We start from the raw sequence: 18,296 nt of genomic DNA on the forward strand, positions 1-18,296 counted from the left end.
CGTGATTTGCGTTTGGTGAAGGACGCCTGTTCAGTAGCGTCCGCCGGTGACGTGAAGCACCTCTCCGGTGATGTAGCTCGCCCGTTCCGATGCGAGGAAGGCGACTGCGTCGGCGACATCGGAGACGTTGCCCATCCGTGGAATGGCGACCGTCTTTTCCACATTGGCGCTGATCTTCTCGAAGTGGGGTAAGGCGCGCACGGCCTCGGTTTCCACCACGCCGGGCGCCACCGCGTTCACGGTGATGAAGTTGCGGCCGACCTCCAGCGACATGGCCTTGGTGAAGCCTATCAGGCCCGCCTTGGCGGCCGAATAGTTCGCCTGGCCCGGATTGCCGAGATGCGCGCGCGAGGAGATGTTGATGATCCGGCCGGCGCTTTGCTCCATCATCGCCGGAAGGACAGCCTTGGTGCAATTGAAAGCGCCTTTGAGGATCACGTCCACAACACTGTCCCAGTCGGCCTCGGTCATCCGCCCGATGCGCATGTCGCGCGTGAAGCCCGCATTGTTGACGAGGATGTGGATGGTGCCAAACGCCGCCTCCACGGTTGCGGTGAGGGCCTGCACCGAGGCGCCATCCGTCACATCGCAGCGCACGCCAAGGGCTTCGCCGCCCGTTTGCCGGATTGTCGAAGCCGTCGCCCCGGCTCCGTCGCCGTCGATGTCAGCCACGGCGACGCGAACACCCTCTTCGGCGAAAAGCTCGCATATCGACCGCCCGATGCCGCGCGCGCCGCCAGTCACGATCGCCACCTTGCCCCGCAATCCCAAATTCATCCAGACTCCCGTCGCTCCAAAGCCTGCCAGACCGTATTTTTGGGTTGGACGCTTGTCAATGAAAATGATTTTCGTATAGTGGCGAGCATCATCATTGGGGCGAGACTGGCGGCATTGGGTCTCACCGCTCACAATCAGGTCGGGCAATTGACGGACGTATTCATCATTGGGGCGGGCATGACGCCGCTCGGCAAGCATGTCGACAAATCGATCAAGGCGCTCACGGCGGCAGCCGTCCGGGCTGCTCTGGACGACGCGCAGCTGGAAATTGCTGAGGTGGAGGCAGCCTGGTTCTGCAACACGCGCCAGGGCGCGCTGGAAGGCCAGCACGGCATTCGCGGGCAGGCCGCCCTGCGCGCGTTCGGCTTCGAGGGCATTCCGATCTTCAACACGGACAATGCCTGCGCAAGCTCCAGCTCCGGCGTCTTTCAGGCCTATGCGGCGGTGAAGGCGGGACTCGTGGATATCGCGCTGGTCGTGGGCGCGGAGAAGATGGTCTATCCCGAGAAACGGCGTGAGATGTTCGAGGCCTTCAAGGGCAGCTGGGACCGCGAACTGGCGGATCAGCACATGAAGGTTCTGCTGAGCCTGGGCGACGGGGTGCCCGTCTCGCCCGAGGCCGAGGCCGACGCCTCGCCAGAACGGTCGGTGTTCATGGACATCTATGCCGCGCAAGCCCGTTTTCACATGCAGACCTTCGGCACGACCGAACGGCAGATTGCCGCCGTCGCGGCCAAAAACCACACGCATTCCCAACACAACCCTTACGCCCAATATCGCTTCCCCCTCACCGTGGAGGACGTGCTGGCGGACCGGCTCGTGGTGTGGCCGATCACGCGCGCCATGTGCGCGCCGATCAGCGACGGCGCCTGCGCGCTGCTGCTCGGATCGGAGACGGCGGTGCGGCGGCTGGGGCGGGGGCAGCGCGCGGTGAAGATCCGTGGGATCGGGGTCAGCAGCAGCAGCAATCGTGATCCCAAGGCCTATGACCGGCACCTGACGCGGGTTGCGGCACAGCGGGCCTATGAGCAGGCGAGCGTGGGCCCGCGGGACATCTCCGTGGCCGAGCTTCACGATGCGACGGCCTTCGCCGAGATCCTGCACTGCGAGAATGTGGGCTTCTGCGCCTATGGCGAGGGCGGGCCGCTGGCCGAAAGCGGCGCCACCAACCTTGGCGGGCGGCTGCCGATCAACGTCTCCGGCGGACTTCTCTCCAAAGGGCATCCGATCGGCGCGACCGGAGCGATCCAGCTGTTCGAGCTGGTCACCCAATTGCGCGGCGAGGCGGGCGCACGGCAGGTGGAGGGCGCCAGTCTGGCTCTGGCCGAAAACGGTGGTGGCTTTCATGGCGTGGAAGAGGCTGCCTGCGTCGTCACGATCCTCGAAAAGCCGGTGGTATAACGCGTGCCCTTTGATCCAAACCGCCTGCTGACCTGGCGCGTGCCGGACAAGATCCAGATCCTGTCGCGCAGGGACGTGGCGCTCTATGCGCTCTCGATCGGCTTCGGCCGCGATGCCTGCGACAGGAGCGAGCTACGCTTCGTCGATCCCGCATCCCCGGATTTCACCGCCTTCCCTTCGATGGCGCTCGTCCTGGGGTATCCTGGCTTCTGGCTAGGCGATCCGGCGCTCGGGATCGATGCCTTGCGTGTTCTGCACGCGGAGCAATCCCTCGAGATCCTGCGGCCGATTCCCGTCGAAGGCCGGATCACCGGCCGCACGCGGGTCACGGATTTGATCGACCGCGGGGCCGAAAAGGGTGCCCTCCTCTATTCCGAGCGCGAGGTATTCGACAGCAAGGGGCAAATCTTCGCGCGCCTAAGGCAGACCCATATTCTTCGCGGCGATGGCGGCTTTGGCGGTCCCTCGCACAAGCCCCCGGCTCCGGTCAGCGGCTTGCAAGGCAGCCCGGCGGGCATCGTGGATCTGCCGATCCGCCCCGAGCAGGCACTGCTCTACCGCCTGAACGGCGATATGAATCCCATCCACAGCGATCCGCTGGCCGCCAGGCAAGCCGGCTTTCCGAAACCACTGCTGCACGGCATGTGCACCTTCGGCATGGTGGCCAAGGCGGTGGCGCAACAGCTGTGCAGTGACGACCCGGCACGATTGGTCGCAATGTCGGCACGGTTCACAGGGCCGGTCTTCCCGGGCGAGACGCTGCGCACCGAGATTTACGCGAATGGGGCGTTCCGGGCCCGCGTGCTCGAACGCGACGCCGTTGTCGTCGACTTTGGCGCGAGCAGCACGGCGAATGCGACAGAGCAGGAGAAAGTGACGGACCATGCCGTCTGATATCGATACGGCTTTGCGTGAAACCTTGCGGCGCTACGTGCGTGAGCGGCTGGTACCGCTGGAGTTCCAGGTGGCCGAAGAGGACCACGTGCCCGACGACGTGATCGACGAGATGCGGGAAATGGGCCTGTTCGGCATCACCATCCCCGAGGAGTACGGCGGTCTGGGCCTGACATTGTCGGAAGAAATCGAGCTCGTTTTCGAGCTGACCTGGACCTCGCTTGCGTTCCGCTCGGTCATTGCGATGAATCTCGGCGTCGGCTCGCAGGGAATCGTCATGGACGGAACGCGCGCGCAGAAGGAACGCTGGCTGCCGCGCATCGCCTCCGGTGAGATCATCACCGCCTTCTGCCTCACCGAGCCGGATTCCGGTTCCGACAGTGCAGCCCTCCGCACGAGCGCGATACCGGACGGGGACGAGTACGTGATCTCCGGGACCAAGCGCTATATCAGCAATGCGCCGCTCGCCGGACTGTTCATCGTCATGGCGCGCACCAGTGCCGAGCGGCTACCGGGCAACCGGCATGTGACGGCATTCCTCGTGCCTGCCGACACCCCCGGCCTCAGCGTCGGCAAGCGGGACAGGAAAATGGGGCAGCGGGGCGCGGCGACGGCCGACGTCATACTCGATGGGGTGCGCGTACCGGCGTCCAGCATCCTCGGCGGCGAGCCAGGTCGCGGCTTTGCAACGGCCATGAAGGTGCTCGACCGCGGGCGGATCGGCGTGGCAGCCGCTGCGATCGGCCAAGCGAGACGGCTGCTGCATGAGGGCCTCGCCTATGCGGTGGAGCGCAAACAGTTCGGCCGCCCCATCGGCGAGTTCCAGCTGGTGCAGGCCATGCTCGCCGACAGCCGCGCCGAGATTTATGCCGCCGAGTGCATGGTCCGCGACGCAGCCGCGAGATACGATGCCGGCGCCACGGTTTCCACCGAAGCCTCGTGCTGCAAGATGTTCGCAACCGAGATGGTCGGACGCGTTGCCGACCGGACGGTCCAGATCTTCGGCGGCGCCGGCTACATGCAGGAGGCCGGCGTGGAGCGGTTCTACCGCGACGTGCGGGTGCTGCGCATCTATGAGGGCACGACGCAGATCCAGCAGCTCGTGATCGCGCGGAACATGCTGCGGGAAACGGGGCTAGGGCAATGAACCTCGCGCAGCCCACCGGAATCGACACCTTGCTGCTCAGGGCTGTGGAGGGCGAGACGGGGATCATCGTCCTCGGTGAGGATATTCCGGCGAAGCATTACGCTGATTGGACGCGCCTGCCGCCGGTGCGACCGCTCGCGCTGGCGCGGCCGCGCACGGTCGCCCAGGTTTCCGCCATTCTTCGGGCCTGCCATGAAACGCGAACGCCGGTCGTGCCGCAGGGCGGCCTGACCGGGTTGGTCGGGGGTGCGCATCCCGTGCCGGGGTGTGTGGCGCTGTCACTCGATCGGATGGTCGGCGTGGATGATGTCGACCCGGTGGCCGGCACGATGACCGTGCTCGCCGGCACGCCACTCGAACAGGTCCAGGCGGCCGCGGAAGAGGCCGGATGGAGCTTCCCGCTCGATCTCGGCGCCAGGGGCAGTTGCACGATCGGCGGCAACCTCGCCACCAATGCCGGGGGCAACCGCGTGATCCGCTACGGTACGGCGCGCGATCATGTCCTCGGGCTCGAGGTCGTCCTGCCCGACGGCACGGTGGTGAGCGCGCTCAACCGTCTGGTCAAGAACAATACCGGCTACGACCTGAAACAGCTCTTCATCGGTTCCGAGGGCACGCTCGGCGTCATCACGCGCGCGGTGCTCAAGCTGCAGCCGCGACCGCGTGGCACCATCGTCGCACTATGCGCCGCACCCGGTTACGACAATCTTCTCATGCTGCTCGGCGCGCTCCGGTCGCAGCTCGGACCGGCGCTGACGGCTTTCGAGGCGATGTGGCCCGACTTCTGGGATTTTATGACGACAAAGCTGGGTCTTCGCCCCCCGTTCGCCGCGATGCATGGTGCCTATGCGCTCATCGAAATCAGCAGCATGGATCCGGAGCGCTGTTCGGAACGGCTGGAAGCCTGTCTGGCCGGCCTCATGGACGAGGCTGCCATAGCGGACGCGCTGGTCGCACAGACCGCGCGAGAGGCCGCAGACTTCTGGCGCATTCGCGAAGGCGTGGGCGAGCTGCGCAACCTGCTCGGGCCGATCACCTCTTTCGACATCGGCCTTGCCGCGCAGGACGCCGATGCTTTCATCCGCACGGCCGTAGCGGACATTCGGGCAAATTGGCCCGATGCCGTGCACATGGCCTTCGGGCATCTCGGCGACAACAACGTTCATCTCGTCGTCCACATCCCCTCGGCCGGAGCCAGTCAGCCCAAGGCGGAGATCGAGGCCGAGGTTTACGGCGCGCTGGCCGCGTTCGGCGGCAGCGTCTCGGCCGAGCATGGCATCGGCCTGACCAAAAAACCGTATCTCAGCCTTTCGCGCAGCGAGGCCGAGATCGCAGCGATGCGGCGGATCAAGCACGCATTCGATCCGCTGGGAATCATGAACCCGGGAAAGCTGCTGGACTCGACATGAAATTGACTTTCATATTTGTGATGTCTAGTGTCGAGTACTGCAGCCGCCGACCTCTCGACCCGCGTGCACAGCCGGGGCGGAGGAGCGAAGGCCAATGAAGAAAACATCCAAATCGACCAGGGAGGAACGAGATCCGATGACCAAGACCTTGTTGCGCCGAAACTTCCTGAAGGGTGCCGCCGTGGCCGCGTCGGCCACCGCGCTTTCAGCTCCGGCCGTGGCGCAGTCCTCGCCGAAAATTCGCTGGCGCATGGTCACCAGTTTTCCCCAGACGCTGCCGAATCTCTATGGATCCGCCAGCGCCTTCGCGAAATATGTGACCAAGGCGACGGACGGCAATTTCGAGATCCAGCTCTTTGGGCCGGGAGAGATCGTCGCGGGCAACCAGGCGCTCGACGCCGTGTCCGACGGCACGATCGAGGTGGCCCATACGCCAGGGAATTACTACATCGGCAAGGATGTGGGCTTCGCCTTCGGCAACGGCATTCCCTTCGGCCTGAACGCGCGCCAGCACGATGCCTGGTGGCACCTGGGCGGCGGGCAGGATCTCTTCAACGAGATGCTTTCCAAATACAACGCCTATGCGATGGCCTGCGGGAATTCGGGCGCGCAGATGGGCGGCTTCTTCCGTAAGGAGATCAAGGGGCTCGAGGACATAAAGGGCCTCAAGTTCCGCGTCAGCGGGCTCGCCGGCCGTATCCTCGGCGAGCTCGGCGTGGTTGCGCAGCAGATTCCGGTCACCGACGTCTATTCGGCGTTGGAGCGGGGCACGCTGGATGCGGTGGAGTTTTCGGGCCCCGCCGACGACGAGAAGCTCGGCTTCGTCAAGGTGGCGAAATACTACTATGCGCCGAGCTTCTGGGAAGGCAGCTCGCAATGCTGCGTGATGTTCGGCAAGGACAAGTGGGAAGAGCTGCCGGAAAACTACAAGGCGATCGTCACCACGGCGGCCCAATACGGCCATAACTACATGACCTGGGCCTATGACAGCACAAATGGGCCGGCCCTGCGCCGAATGGTGGCCGCGGGTGCCGAGGTGCGGCCCCTGCCGGACAGCATCCTGAAGGCGTCGCTGCAAGTGGCGAACAAGCTCTATGATCAGCTTTCGGGCGAGAGCCCCGCTTTCAAGACGATGTACGATTCCATGGTGGCGTTCCGCGGCGATGTGCTGCCCTGGTGGCAGATCAGCGAATATGCCTATGACTCCTTCATGGTGCGGACGCGGGGCAAGGCCTAGTTCTCTTCCGGCATGAGCCGTCCCTGAAATGCGCGGACGGCGGTGGCGCGCGGGTGGTGCTTCCAACGACAGGCGAGAGGAATGAGGATCGCGACCTACGCGAAAGACGGCAAGGAGCGACTGGGGATCATAGTCGCAGAGGCGATATTGGACCTCGCCCGCGCGCGCCAGCGCCTGAGCGGCGCCGAGGGGCCGGAAACCGCGCTCGACTTCTTGGCCGCGGGACAGGCAGCATTGGACGAAGCCGCCGAATTGGTCGAGAAGGCGCGCGCCGAGGATCCATCAGCACTCTTCGAACGCTTGGATACCGTGCGCTTGCTTTCTCCGATCCCGAGGCCGCACAAGAACATCTTCTGCGTCGGACGCAATTACAAGGCGCACATCGAGGAAGGCGCGAGAGCGCGGGGGGCCGCGCCTTCCTATCCGGAAGTGCCCGAGTTTTTCACCAAGCCGCCGACTTCGGTGATCGGCCACGACGCCGAGATCCGCCTCGATCCGCGGGTTACGGGAAAGCTCGACTATGAGGTGGAACTGGCCTTTGTCATCGGCCAGAGATGCCGCGACCTGGCGGCGTCGGACGCCGAACGGGTCATCTTCGGTTATACCGTGCTCAACGACGTCACCGCGCGCGATCTCCAGTTCTCGCACGGCCAATGGTTCAAGGGAAAGGCGCTCGACACGTTCTGCCCCATTGGCCCCTGGATCGTGACCACCGACGAGTTCGGCACACCGAGTGGCCGGCGGCTGTCGCTGCGGGTGAATGGCGAGACCAGGCAGCTGTCCTCGACCGCAGACATGCTCTTCAGTTGTGCGGAGATCCTGGAAAGCCTTTCCGCCGGCATGACGCTGGAGCCCGGTGACATCGTGACGACGGGGACGCCGTCCGGCGTGGGTCTTGGAATGTCGCCGCAGGTCTGGCTGGCAGACGGCGACGTCATCGAGGCCGAAATCGAAGGAGTGGGTGTGCTGCGGAACACGGTGCGGGCGGTCGGCTGATGAACGGCCCTGGCCCAACGGTATATCTCGGTGACGACGTGCTACCCGGCCAGCGCCTGAAAGACCGGGCGCGAAGGGCGGCCTCGGGTTTCCGCTGTCTTGGTGTCGGGCGCGAAGATTGCGTCGCCATCCTGATGCGCAATGACGGCCCTTTTCTCGAAGCAACCGTCGCGGCGCAGACGGTGAGCGCCTATCCCGTGCCGCTGAACTGGCATTTCACGCCGGACGAGCTGCTCTATGTGATCGGCGATTGTACGCCGAAGGTGCTGGTCTCCCATGCGGATCTCCTGGCCAGCATCGTCGGCAGGCTGCCGGACGGCATGATGGTGCTGGCCGTTCCGACTCCTCAGCACATCGCGGAGGCCTATCGTATAGAGCGCCACGAATGCCGCGTGGCCGCGGGCTGGACGGATTGGAACGACTGGCTCTCCCGCCACGCGCCGCTCGACGATGCTCCGCCGGCTGCGACGGATAGCCTGATTTATACCTCCGGCACCTCTGGCCATCCCAAGGGCGTGCGCCGCAAGCCCCCCTCGCCCGACCAGGCCGAGAAGAATGAGGAGATGCGCTCGCGGGTCTTCGGGATCGGCCCGGGCGATCGCGTCTTGGTCTCGGCGCCACTCTATCACACGGCGCCGAACTTCTTTGCGCTGCGCGCGCTACGCATGGCCGAGACGCTCGTGCTTCCACCACGCTTCGACCCGAAAGGCCTGCTGGCGGATATCGAGCGCCATCGCATCACTCATCTTTATGCCGTTCCGACGATGTTCGTGCGCCTGCTGGAGCTCGACCCCGGGATCCGCAGGCACTACGACCTGACATCGCTCAGATTCGTACTGCATGCCGGGGGGCCGTGCTCGCCCTCCGTCAAGCTGCGAATAATCGAATGGCTTGGACCGGTGGTGCACGAATACTACGGATCGACCGAGCACGGGCCGCTCACCTTCTGCACCAGTGAGGAGTGGCTGGCGCATCGGGGAACGGTGGGTCGCCCGGCACCGGGCGTGACCATCAGGATCGAGGACAGCGAGGGAAATCCGCTTCCGACCGGCAGCGTCGGCGAGATCCTCGCGAAGAATGCCGCCCATCCGGACTTCACCTACCACAACCGGCAGGCCGAGCGCGACGCGTTGCAGCGCGGCGAGCTCATCAGGACTGGCGACATGGGATATGTGGACCAGGACGGCTTCCTCTATCTTTGCGACCGCAAGCGCGACCTCATCATTTCAGGCGGGGTGAACATCTACCCCGCCGAGATCGAGGGGGTCCTGTCCGAATATCCCGGCGTGCGGGACACAGCGGTGTTCGGCATTCCCGATCCTGCCTATGGCGAGGCCGTGATGGCCGTGGTGCAGCCATGCCAAGACGCGAAGCTCGAGGCAGACGCAATCCGCGCGTTCCTGAAGACGCGGCTCGCCGCCTTCAAGCTGCCCCGTGTCATCGAGATACGACACGATCTGCCGCGGGAGGAATCGGGCAAGATCCGCAAGCGTCTGATCCGGGAGCCATATTGGAAAAACGCGCAAAGATCGATCTGACCGTGTCGGAAGAGTAGCGCCGGACGGGCGACAGGAAGGGGGAGGAAGCTTGCTGCAGTCAAGCCTGTTGCGGATTTCGCATGCGATCGACTTGGTGAACGACCGGATCGGCCGGCTCGTGACCTGGGCGATCCTCGTTGCCATCCTGGTGTCGGCCGCCAACGCTGTCTCGCGCCGCTTCTTCGGGATGTCGTCCAACGCCTGGCTCGAACTGCAATGGTATCTCTTCGGCGCGGTCGTGCTCCTCTGCGCAGCCTGGGCCCTGAAGGAGAAGGAGCATGTGGCGGTCGATCTGCTCACGGCGCGGCTGCCGCCCCGCCGCCGAACCTGGCTGATGCTCCTCGGGCACGTGCTGTTTCTGCTGCCGTTCGCCACGCTGATGGTGTGGCTTTCCGTACCCTATGCCGTGGCTTCCTTCGCCTCAGGCGAAGTCTCGCTCAACCCCGGCGGTCTCGTGGTATGGCCGGCCAAGGCGCTCATCGCCGCGGGTTTCGTGACGCTGCTGCTGCAATGCCTAAGCGAGATCATCAAGTGCGTCGCGATCCTCGGCAACTTCCCCGGCGCGCCTTCCGCGGACGAAACGGCCCGGCCTGGTGCCCCGATCGCTGAGCAGACCGTGCCGCCCGCTATCGGCCCTGGCGCGGCGCCGGGACCGGAGGATGCGGGTCGATGATCGAACTCATCGCGCAGAACCTCGCTCCGATCATGTTCCTCTCCATGGTCGGCATGCTCCTCATGGGCTATCCGGTCGCCTTCACCCTGGCCGCGAACGGGCTGCTGTTCTTCGTCATCGGGGTGGAACTCGCGCCGCTGGCGCCGGACACGATCAATCTTTCCTGGCCGCTGCTTCAGGCCATGCCGGGCCGCGTGCTCGCGGTGATGTCGAACGAGATCCTTCTGGCGGTGCCGTTTTTCACGTTCATGGGCTACGTGTTGGAGCGCTCGGGCATGGCGGAGGATCTGCTCGACACGGCGGGGCATGTGTTCGGCACGGTCCGCGGAGGACTGGCCTACGCGGCGATCTTCGTCGGCGCGCTGCTGGCGGCAACCACGGGCGTTGTCGCCGCGTCGGTCATTTCCATGGGGCTGATCTCGCTGCCGATCATGCTGCGCTACGGCTACGAGCGCCGCGTGGCCACCGGCGTCATCACCGCGTCGGGTACGCTCGCGCAGATCATCCCGCCGTCTCTCGTGCTGATCGTGCTTGCCGATCAGCTCGGCCAGTCCGTGGGCGATATGTATCGCGCCGCCTTCGTCCCCGGTGTCATGCTCGCGGGCCTTTATGCGGGATATATCTTTCTGATCTCGGTCATGCGGCCCGCGGCCGTTCCCGGCCTGCCGCCCGAAGCGGTCGGGCATCGCGAAGCCGATGGAAGCCGCGGCATACGGCAGCTCGGGGCGCTTGCCGTCTATTCGGGCGCGCTCGCAATCTACCTGATGCGCTTCACCCAGGTTGCCTCCAGCCCGGACTACGCCATCCTGACCATCTGCCTGGCAATCGTGATCGCGCTTTCCGCAACGCTTCTGAACCGGCTCTTCGGCCCACGGCGCATCCTCCTCGCTTCGCTGGCCGCCATAGCCTCCATCGTCCTGGTCTTCACCTACGGGCCCGCGAATGCGTGGGCGGCGATCGCCCTCGAGGTCCTGGCGGTGGGCAGCCTCTACGCGGCAGCGGCGGCCTGGTTCGAGCGAGCCCTCGGGCTACGGCTGATCTCGACCATGGCCGAGCAGGTGACTTTCGTGCTCGTGCCGCCCCTGCTGCTGATCTTCCTCGCCCTTGGCACGATCTTCATCGGGGTTGCGACGCCAACCGAGGGCGGCGCCATGGGCGCGGTGGGCGCGCTGGTGCTGGCGGCGGTCAAGCGGCGGCTCGACCGCAATCCCGGCCGGTTCAACTTCAAGCTCATCAAGTCGGCGGCAGAGGCGACGGCGCGGCTGACCACCTTCGCGATTTTCATCCTGATCGGCGCGCGGGTGTTCTCGCTGACCTTCTACAGCATCAACGGGCATCTCTGGGTGGAGCACCTGCTCACCTCGCTGCCCGGCGGTGTGATCGGCTTCCTCATCATCACCAATCTGCTGGTCTTCGTTCTCGGCTTCTTCCTCGATTTTCTCGAGATTGCCTTCATTCTTATTCCTCTGCTGGCGCCGGCCGCGACGATCTTGGGAATCGACCTGATCTTCTTCGGCATTCTGCTGTCGCTGAACCTTCAGACGTCATTCCTTTCGCCGCCTTTCGGTTTCGCACTGTTCTATCTGCGCTCCGTGGCACCAAAGCTGCCTTTCCTGGACCGGGTTACCGGAAAGCAGATGAAGCCGGTGACCACCGGGCAGATCTATGCCGGGGTCATTCCCTTCGTGGCCATCCAGCTCCTGATGCTGGTTCTGATCGCATTGTTCCCCGACACGGTGCTGCATCACAGCGGTGCCGAGAACGGGCTTGGGGCCGCCGAGGTGAACGAGAAAATCGATGAGCTTTTCGTGCCTGAAGGCGGGCAGGGCGAGCTTCCGCCGCTTTTCGACTGACGGTGCGGCGGCATGACGGTCGAGCGCAACGGCTTTGGTCTGCCGGCAACCTCCCGGAGGTCAACCGCAGCGCCGCGCCGGGTTTCTCCTGCCCGGCTGCGCGGGATCCTTGCGCTTGACGATTTCGAAGAGCATGCCCGGCGCTTTTTGCCAAGGCCGATCTTCGGCTATATCGCCAGCGGCTCGGAAACCAACGCCTCGCTCCACGACAATCGCGCTGCGTTCAAGCAATATGCCCTGCTGCCGCGAGCCCTGGTGGACGTATCGAGAAGGAGCCACAAGACCACGTTGTTCGGGGTTACGCACAGCCCCCCTTTCGGAATAGCACCGGTCGGGTTCAGCGCGCTTTCCGCATATCGGGGCGATATTGTTCTCGCACGGGCCGCGGCACGCGCCGGCATCCCGATGATCATGAGCGGCGCCTCGCTCATTCGTATGGAAGATGTGGCGAAAGCGGCGCCCGGGTCGTGGTTCCAGGCCTACCTGCCGGGAAGGACGGACGTCATCACGGCCCATCTGGAGAGGATTGCGGCGGCCGGCTTCAACACGCTTGTGATTACGGTCGACGTGCCGGTCGTGTCCAATCGCGAGAACGGTGTCCGCAGCGGCTTTTCGGCGCCGTTGAGACCGAGCTTGCGGCTCGCCTGGCACGGCCTGGTGCGGCCACGCTGGACGATCGGCACCTTCCTCCGCACGCTGACGCTGCATGGCATGCCGCATTTCGAGAACGCATCCGTGGAGCGAGGCCCGCCGATCATCGCGCGCAACGTCGCGAACCATCTCGCGGGACGGGATCAACTGGACTGGAAGCACATCGCGTTCATCCGCGAGAACTGGGCGGGCCGCCTCGTTCTGAAGGGCGTGCTCAGGGGCGAGGACGCCCGGCGCGCTGTGGGCTGCGGGGTCGACGGACTGATCGTTTCCAACCATGGCGGCCGTCAGCTTGACGGCGCGCCGTCGCCGCTGCGGGTGCTGCCGGACATCGCCGACGCGGTCGCCGGCGCTGTTCCCGTCATGTTCGACAGCGGCGTGCGCCGAGGCACGGACGTTCTGAAAGCGCTGGCGCTGGGTGCATCATTCGTGTTTCTGGGCCGGCCCTTCATCTATGCGGCCGCTATAGCGGGAAAAGCCGGCGTGCTGCATGCGCACAAATTGCTCTCGGAAGAGATCGATCGCGACATGGCCTTGCTCGGGATCAATACCTTATCCGACCTGACGAGCGATTTCCTGAAAGACACCGCCCGCGAGCGCGCCTGCTCGGAGCGGCCGAGACGAAAAACCCGCAGCTCGGTTGGATTGTGAGAGCAAGCGTTCTCGGTGCGTGGCGGCTTTGTTCAGCTGAGCTCGTTTTTCCTCACAGGCGCGGAGACACGCCTTGAACCCGGTCGAGCGCGTAGATGAGGCTCGTATAAAGAATCCAGATCGAGAAAATGGTCCCGATCAGCGGGATAACGCATAGGATCGCCCACAGGATTCCGTTCCGCTCTGTCCTGCGGGCGAGCATATAGGCCGGCCACGCCATGATCAGCTGATAAATGAAAAGCGGAAGCATAGAGACCAGAAATTCGGCCATGCCCGACTCGCACCGTGTTCGAGGATCGAATACGGCCCGCAGATTAGGGACGAAACCGTTCCTGATCAAATCCTCAATGGGAGTTCTGAACATGCTGAAGCGCATCTGCGCTGCCGCCCTCGGGGTGGCAGCCTGCACCGCCGCCGTTCGAGCGTCGGGCCAGCGCTGGTGCCGCAAAGGACGCATCCAGCGCCGACGGTCTGACTTGCCCACCGGCAAATTCTTTCGGTGGGATCAGCCTTGTGACGGCTTCCAGTCAGCGGGTGGAATGACGTTGACCATCCACGGGACGCCGAACCTGTCGATCAGGGAGCCGAAGCCGGGCGACCAGAAGGTCTCGCCGAACGGCATGACGACCTTGCCCCCTTCAGACAGTTCATTGAACCAGCGCTGGGCCTCGGCCTTGTCCTCGGTATGCAGCGTGACGTCGAAGCCGTTTTTGGGTTTATCGATGTTGGGTGCCCATCCGGTGTCCATGTCGGCGCCCATCAGCGCCTGGTCGCCGACATCGAGCCAGCAGTGCATCAGCCAGGTCTTGTACTTCTCATCGGTGATCGGCATGCCGGGCGGCGCATCGCCATAGGGCATGGCGGCGGTGATCTTTCCGCCCAGGACCTTGGCGTAGAACTCGAACGCCTCGCGGCACTGGCCCTGGAAGCTCAGGCTGGTCACGATCTTCATGGCCGTCTCCTTTCGGTTAGTGCTTCGACGCCTCAGGGAAGACGAGTTGGGGGCTCACCCACACACCTTCCTCTGCTTTGAATAGCGCGCCAGGCTTCCGGGCGAAAGCGCCGTTCGGATATCCTCTCCATGCCTCTCAGGAGAACTGCGCCCTCAGCCGCTCCAAATCCTCAGCGCCAGCGCCCTGATACTCAGGATGGGGCGATGGTCCGGCTCAATTCTCGAGAACGGCCCGCGGCGTGTTCCGGAAGCTGATGGCCATGCGGTTGTAGCCGTTCATTAGGCTGATGGCGATCGTGAGGTCGACGAGTTGCTTCTCGTCGAACGCTGCCCGCGCGGCCTTATAGGCGCTGTCCGGCACGCCGGTCTCGGCGACGCGCGTCACACACTCGGCCCAGGCGAGCGCGGCACGCTCGGCCTCGCTGAAGAGGCTGCCGCCTTCCTGCCAGGCCTGCAGCAGCGCGAGCTTCTCGACCTTCACGCCCATCTTGATGAGGTCGCGGGTATGCATGTCGAGGCAATAGGCGCAATTATTGATCTGCGACACCCGCAGATAGACGAGCATCACCAGTTCCGCGGGCAGACCGCTCTGCATGACATAGCCATAGACGCTGCCGAGCGCCTTGGCGCCGTTGGGAGCGACCTGGTTGTAGTCGAGCCTGTTGGTCATCATTGGCGTCCTTCCGATCTCATTTGACGGGGGTGGTGAGCGGCTTGTCGTTGAAATCGACGACAAAGATTGCGAGCAATCTGGCCGGCTCGGTCTTGCTTGCGTTGCGGCTGATCGAATGGATCGCGCCAGGCGGTTCGGACCAGCTCTCGCCGGGCTTGTAGATGCGGGTTTCGCCGTCATTCACCTGCGACTCGATTTCACCCGAGAGCACATAGGCATAGATGAAGGCCGACTTGGCGTGCGTATGCGGCGGGGAAGCGGCGCCCGGCGCATAACTGACTTCCACAACCACCAGCGACTTGCCGGGAATATTCGGAAGCGCTTGATCGAACTTGGGCACGACCGTCTCGGCCTGTCCGTCATGTGCCACGGCAGGACCGGCGATGGTCGAGGCGAGCGCGATCCAGATAACAGGGAGGACGATGCGGATCTTCACGGGTTCTCTCCTTCTGACACCCAGGAGATCGCGCATTGCTAGCCCAGAGAAAAGAACCAAGAATGCCAAGAAATCGTGTACCACGAAGACATGAAGAAGCTGCTGAACTTGGATGTCGATCGATCGGCCAAGGCTTCTCTGTCGGAGCAGATCCGAAGGGGTGTGGCCAAAGCCATCGAAGGTGGCGTGCTGGAGCCCGGCGCGCGCCTACCCTCATGGCAGGATCTCGCCGCCCAGCTTGGTGTCGCGCGCGGAACGGTGCGGGCCGCCTATGAGAAGCTCGCCGCCGCCCAGTTGATCGAGGCCTCGCGGGCGACCGGCACGCGCGTCGCTCAACGGCCTCGCGCCGCCACAAAGAGCGAGTCACCGCCAGATATAGGCTCGTTTCTGGAGATGTATCTGGAAATGACGCAGGGACCTGCACTCTTCCAAATGGGCGTGCCGGCGACCGAAACCTTCCCTGCCACATTGGTCGCACGCATTCGGGCGCGCACGATCCGTGCCGAGGCGAGTGCTTCCCCTCTCTATCCCGATCCGCGTGGCGAGCTTGAGTTGAGGCGGGAAATCGCTGGCTATCTTGCCGTCGCCCGCGGCATCAATTGCGTACCATCGCAGGTCATCATCACCGGCGGGTTCGGCGGCGGGCTCGGCCTGACGCTCAGCCTTCTCGGCCTCGCCGGGCATACCGCCTGGGTGGAGAATCCGGGCTTTCCCTGGTCCAGGAAGGGGCTTGAACTCGCCCATCTGTCCCTGGCTCCGATCCCCGTCGATGCAGACGGTATCGATATCGATCATGGGCTACGCCATCACGCCGACGCGAAGCTCGTTCTCGTAACCCCCGGACAGCAGGCGCCACTCGGTCCTACCTTGTCACTCGAGCGACGCCTTCGCCTGCTCGAATGGGCAGCGGCGAACCAGGCCTGGGTCATCGAAGACGACTATCTCAGCGAGCTGCAGCTGGCCGGGAGGGCCGCGCCGGCACTCGCGTCGCTCGACCGGGACGGGCGCGTCGTCCATATCGGCTCGTTCAGCAAGACGATCAGTCCGACCATTCGGCTAGGCTTCGTGATTGCGCCCATCGCGCTGATCTCGCGCTTTGCGGATGTGGCAGCGTGCCTCGCGCCGCCGCCTGGTCCCGCGGTGCAATTGGCAGTCGCCGAGTTCATGCGGGAAGGCCATTACATGCGCCACCTCCGGCGCACCAAACGCGCCTATGCCGGCAAGCGCCAGGCGTTGCTGGATTGTCTTCAAGCAGCGGTCGGCGTCGGCCAGGTTGCCGCACCCGGCTTGGCCGTGCTGCTGCAATTGCCGGGGACAGTGTCGGACCTCGCTGTCGCACGCGAACTCTCGGCGATCGGCATGTCTCCGTCGCCTCTTTCGCCATGGTACGCGTCGCCTGCGACCGCCCCGTCTGGGCTTCTGCTTGGCGTCGCGACCACGCCGACGAGGAACCTCGCCCGATCCTGTGGTCGGCTCTTAGACGTCATCCGTCGGTTCAGCTGACCAGCTGTAGACGGAGCACCGAAACGGCCGGCGGCGCTTCCTGAGCGAACGAGAGCTATCGGGCGTGCAGTCTCGGCGAATGGCGAAGCTTTCTCGCAGAATCTATCTTCAAGTGTCGCTTTGGTCGTAACCCGACCGTCAGTTATCGGGAGGTTCTTTGGGTAAGCAGCCTTCGGCTGGGCTTTCCGTGACGCGCCTATTGCGCTATGTGGGGTATTCAACCTCTTGCCTGACGGCACCGGCAACCCAAGCGATCTGCCATGACCTCCGTTTCGATAGCCGCTCCCCGCGGGCGCCCGCTCATGTCCGTTCTGGCGGCGCTGAGCGCAGCGCACTTGCTGAACGATCTCGTCCAGTCGATGATTCCCGCGCTGTATCCGCTGATCAAGGAGAGCTATCAGCTCGATTTTGTGCAGATCGGCCTGATTACGCTGGCCTTCCAGGTCACGTCGTCGCTGCTGCAGCCCGTGCTCGGCTATCTTACCGACCGCCGTCCATGGCCGTACGCGATGGTACTGGGCATGGCGGCGACTCTGATCGGGCTGCTCCTGCTCGCTTTTGCGCATAGCTATGGGATGGTGCTGATTGCGGCGGCGCTGGTCGGCGTCGGGTCGGCCGTGTTCCATCCGGAAGCCGTGCGAATGGCACGTCACGCTGCGGCAGGGCGCCAGGGGCTCGCGCAGGGCGTATTTCAGGTCGGCGGTCACGCCGGCTATGCGATAGGGCCGCTGCTGGCGGCGATTGTCGTGGTGCCGCGCGGACAATCGAGCTTGGGGTGGTTTTCGGGCGTCGTACTGCTTGCCATGGTGCTCATGTTCTGGACCGCCTCGCGCTATGTGGCGTTCCGGCGCCGGCAGGTGGCTGAAGCCAAGGACGCACCGGAAGCAACGCAGGGCAGCCTGCTGCCGGGCAGCCGCATCATCTTCGCGATGGCGATTCTGATGGTGCTGTTGCTCTCGAAGAATGCTTATACGGCGAGCTTCACATCCTACTACACGTTCTACCTCATCGAGCGCTTCGGGGTCACGGTGCAGCTCTCGCAGATTATGCTGTTCCTCTACCTTGCAGTCGGCGCCCTGGGTGTGATCGCCGGCGGCATGCTTGGCGACCGGATCGGCCGCGAGCGCGTGATCTGGCTGTCGATCCTCGGTACGCTGCCATTTGCGCTGATGCTGCCGCACGCTGATTTGTTTTGGACCGGGGTGCTCAGCGTGATCGTCAGCTTGATCATCTCGAGCGCCTTTGCGTCGATCCTGATCTACGCCATCGACCTGGTGCCACATCGCGTCGGGCTGGTCGGCGGCCTGTTCTACGGCTTGTCATTCGGTCTTGGCGGCATCTGCGCTGCAGCCATCGGCGCGCTGGCCGACTGGATCGGCATCATCAATGTGTTCTCAGTCTGTGCCTGGTTGCCAGCGATGGGGCTATTGACTTTCTTCCTTCCGCGCAGTGCACACCGTGTCTGACGCCGCAATGATGGACTGGAAGCTCGAGAGGGTCGCCCT

General features: G+C 64.3%; 17 protein-coding genes. 12 read left to right on the forward strand and 5 right to left on the reverse strand.

Annotated features, from left to right (window positions below; translation table 11 throughout):
• Positions 1 to 30: 30 nt before the first annotated feature.
• Positions 31 to 975: a 3-oxoacyl-ACP reductase FabG gene (gene fabG / locus E4P09_RS10965; protein WP_205042085.1), complete on the reverse strand. Its 945-nt coding sequence runs from the start codon at positions 973 to 975 to the stop codon at positions 31 to 33.
• Here fabG and E4P09_RS10970 point away from each other — a divergent pair.
• The 10 genes from E4P09_RS10970 (at position 955) to E4P09_RS11015 (ending at position 13,227) form a co-directional block, all read left to right on the forward strand.
• Complete coding sequence (locus E4P09_RS10970) at positions 955 to 2,178, forward strand: thiolase family protein (RefSeq protein WP_239025132.1); 1,224 nt, start codon at positions 955 to 957, stop codon at positions 2,176 to 2,178. The genes fabG and E4P09_RS10970 overlap by 21 nt on opposite strands.
• Positions 2,179 to 2,181: 3 nt before the next feature.
• Positions 2,182 to 3,072, forward strand: a complete 891-nt coding sequence (locus E4P09_RS10975) for a MaoC/PaaZ C-terminal domain-containing protein (protein ID WP_137389645.1) — start codon at positions 2,182 to 2,184, stop codon at positions 3,070 to 3,072.
• Entirely contained in the window at positions 3,062 to 4,219 is a 1,158-nt protein-coding gene (locus E4P09_RS10980; RefSeq protein WP_137389646.1) for an acyl-CoA dehydrogenase family protein, read from the forward strand. The genes E4P09_RS10975 and E4P09_RS10980 overlap by 11 nt, the downstream gene beginning before the upstream one ends.
• Before the next feature lie 44 nt (positions 4,220 to 4,263).
• Positions 4,264 to 5,628: an FAD-binding oxidoreductase gene (locus E4P09_RS10985; protein WP_239025133.1), complete on the forward strand. Its 1,365-nt coding sequence runs from the start codon at positions 4,264 to 4,266 to the stop codon at positions 5,626 to 5,628.
• Positions 5,629 to 5,776: 148 nt separating this feature from the next.
• The gene (locus E4P09_RS10990) at positions 5,777 to 6,865 is read left to right on the forward strand and encodes a TRAP transporter substrate-binding protein (RefSeq protein WP_170984430.1); all 1,089 of its coding nucleotides are present in this window, start codon (positions 5,777 to 5,779) and stop codon (positions 6,863 to 6,865) included.
• A gap of 81 nt (positions 6,866 to 6,946) precedes the next feature.
• Positions 6,947 to 7,861 carry a fumarylacetoacetate hydrolase family protein gene (locus E4P09_RS10995; protein WP_137389648.1) on the forward strand — a complete coding sequence of 305 codons (915 nt, stop codon included), beginning with the start codon at positions 6,947 to 6,949 and terminating at the stop codon, positions 7,859 to 7,861.
• Positions 7,861 to 9,399, forward strand: coding sequence for an AMP-binding protein (locus E4P09_RS11000; RefSeq protein WP_137389649.1), 1,539 nt, complete (start codon positions 7,861 to 7,863; stop codon positions 9,397 to 9,399). The genes E4P09_RS10995 and E4P09_RS11000 overlap by 1 nt, the downstream gene beginning before the upstream one ends.
• 49 nt (positions 9,400 to 9,448) lie before the next feature.
• Positions 9,449 to 10,072: a TRAP transporter small permease subunit gene (locus tag E4P09_RS11005; RefSeq protein WP_239025134.1), complete on the forward strand. Its 624-nt coding sequence runs from the start codon at positions 9,449 to 9,451 to the stop codon at positions 10,070 to 10,072.
• The gene (locus tag E4P09_RS11010) at positions 10,069 to 11,925 is read left to right on the forward strand and encodes a TRAP transporter large permease (protein WP_137389650.1); all 1,857 of its coding nucleotides are present in this window, start codon (positions 10,069 to 10,071) and stop codon (positions 11,923 to 11,925) included. Before E4P09_RS11005 ends, E4P09_RS11010 begins: the two co-directional genes overlap by 4 nt.
• A gap of 12 nt (positions 11,926 to 11,937) precedes the next feature.
• Positions 11,938 to 13,227, forward strand: a complete 1,290-nt coding sequence (locus tag E4P09_RS11015; RefSeq protein WP_137389651.1) for an alpha-hydroxy acid oxidase — start codon at positions 11,938 to 11,940, stop codon at positions 13,225 to 13,227.
• A gap of 52 nt (positions 13,228 to 13,279) precedes the next feature.
• On the opposite strand, the gene E4P09_RS11020 is transcribed toward E4P09_RS11015, so the two are convergent.
• The 4 genes from E4P09_RS11020 to E4P09_RS11035 all read right to left on the reverse strand — a co-directional run bounded on the left by E4P09_RS11020 (position 13,280) and on the right by E4P09_RS11035 (position 15,288).
• On the reverse strand, positions 13,280 to 13,711 hold the full coding sequence (locus tag E4P09_RS11020; RefSeq protein ID WP_137389652.1) for a hypothetical protein: 432 nt from the start codon (positions 13,709 to 13,711) through the stop codon (positions 13,280 to 13,282).
• A gap of 21 nt (positions 13,712 to 13,732) precedes the next feature.
• A complete protein-coding gene (locus tag E4P09_RS11025) occupies positions 13,733 to 14,179 on the reverse strand; it encodes a VOC family protein (RefSeq protein WP_137389653.1) in 447 nt (148 codons plus the stop codon).
• Positions 14,180 to 14,393: 214 nt separating this feature from the next.
• Complete coding sequence (locus tag E4P09_RS11030) at positions 14,394 to 14,849, reverse strand: carboxymuconolactone decarboxylase family protein (protein WP_137390273.1); 456 nt, start codon at positions 14,847 to 14,849, stop codon at positions 14,394 to 14,396.
• Positions 14,850 to 14,868: 19 nt separating this feature from the next.
• Entirely contained in the window at positions 14,869 to 15,288 is a 420-nt protein-coding gene (locus E4P09_RS11035; protein ID WP_137389654.1) for a cupin domain-containing protein, read from the reverse strand.
• Positions 15,289 to 15,378: 90 nt separating this feature from the next.
• On the opposite strand from E4P09_RS11035, the gene pdxR reads away from it, so the two are divergent.
• Both pdxR and E4P09_RS11045 read left to right on the forward strand, forming a co-directional pair.
• Positions 15,379 to 16,791 (forward strand): MocR-like pyridoxine biosynthesis transcription factor PdxR, encoded by a 1,413-nt coding sequence (pdxR, locus tag E4P09_RS11040; RefSeq protein WP_137389655.1) that lies wholly within the window; start codon positions 15,379 to 15,381, stop codon positions 16,789 to 16,791.
• Positions 16,792 to 17,051: 260 nt separating this feature from the next.
• Positions 17,052 to 18,257, forward strand: a complete 1,206-nt coding sequence (locus tag E4P09_RS11045; RefSeq protein WP_137389656.1) for an MFS transporter — start codon at positions 17,052 to 17,054, stop codon at positions 18,255 to 18,257.
• Positions 18,258 to 18,296: the final 39 nt, after the last annotated feature.

Source organism: Rhodoligotrophos defluvii, from assembly GCF_005281615.1.
Classification (GTDB): domain Bacteria; phylum Pseudomonadota; class Alphaproteobacteria; order Rhizobiales; family Im1; genus Rhodoligotrophos; species Rhodoligotrophos defluvii.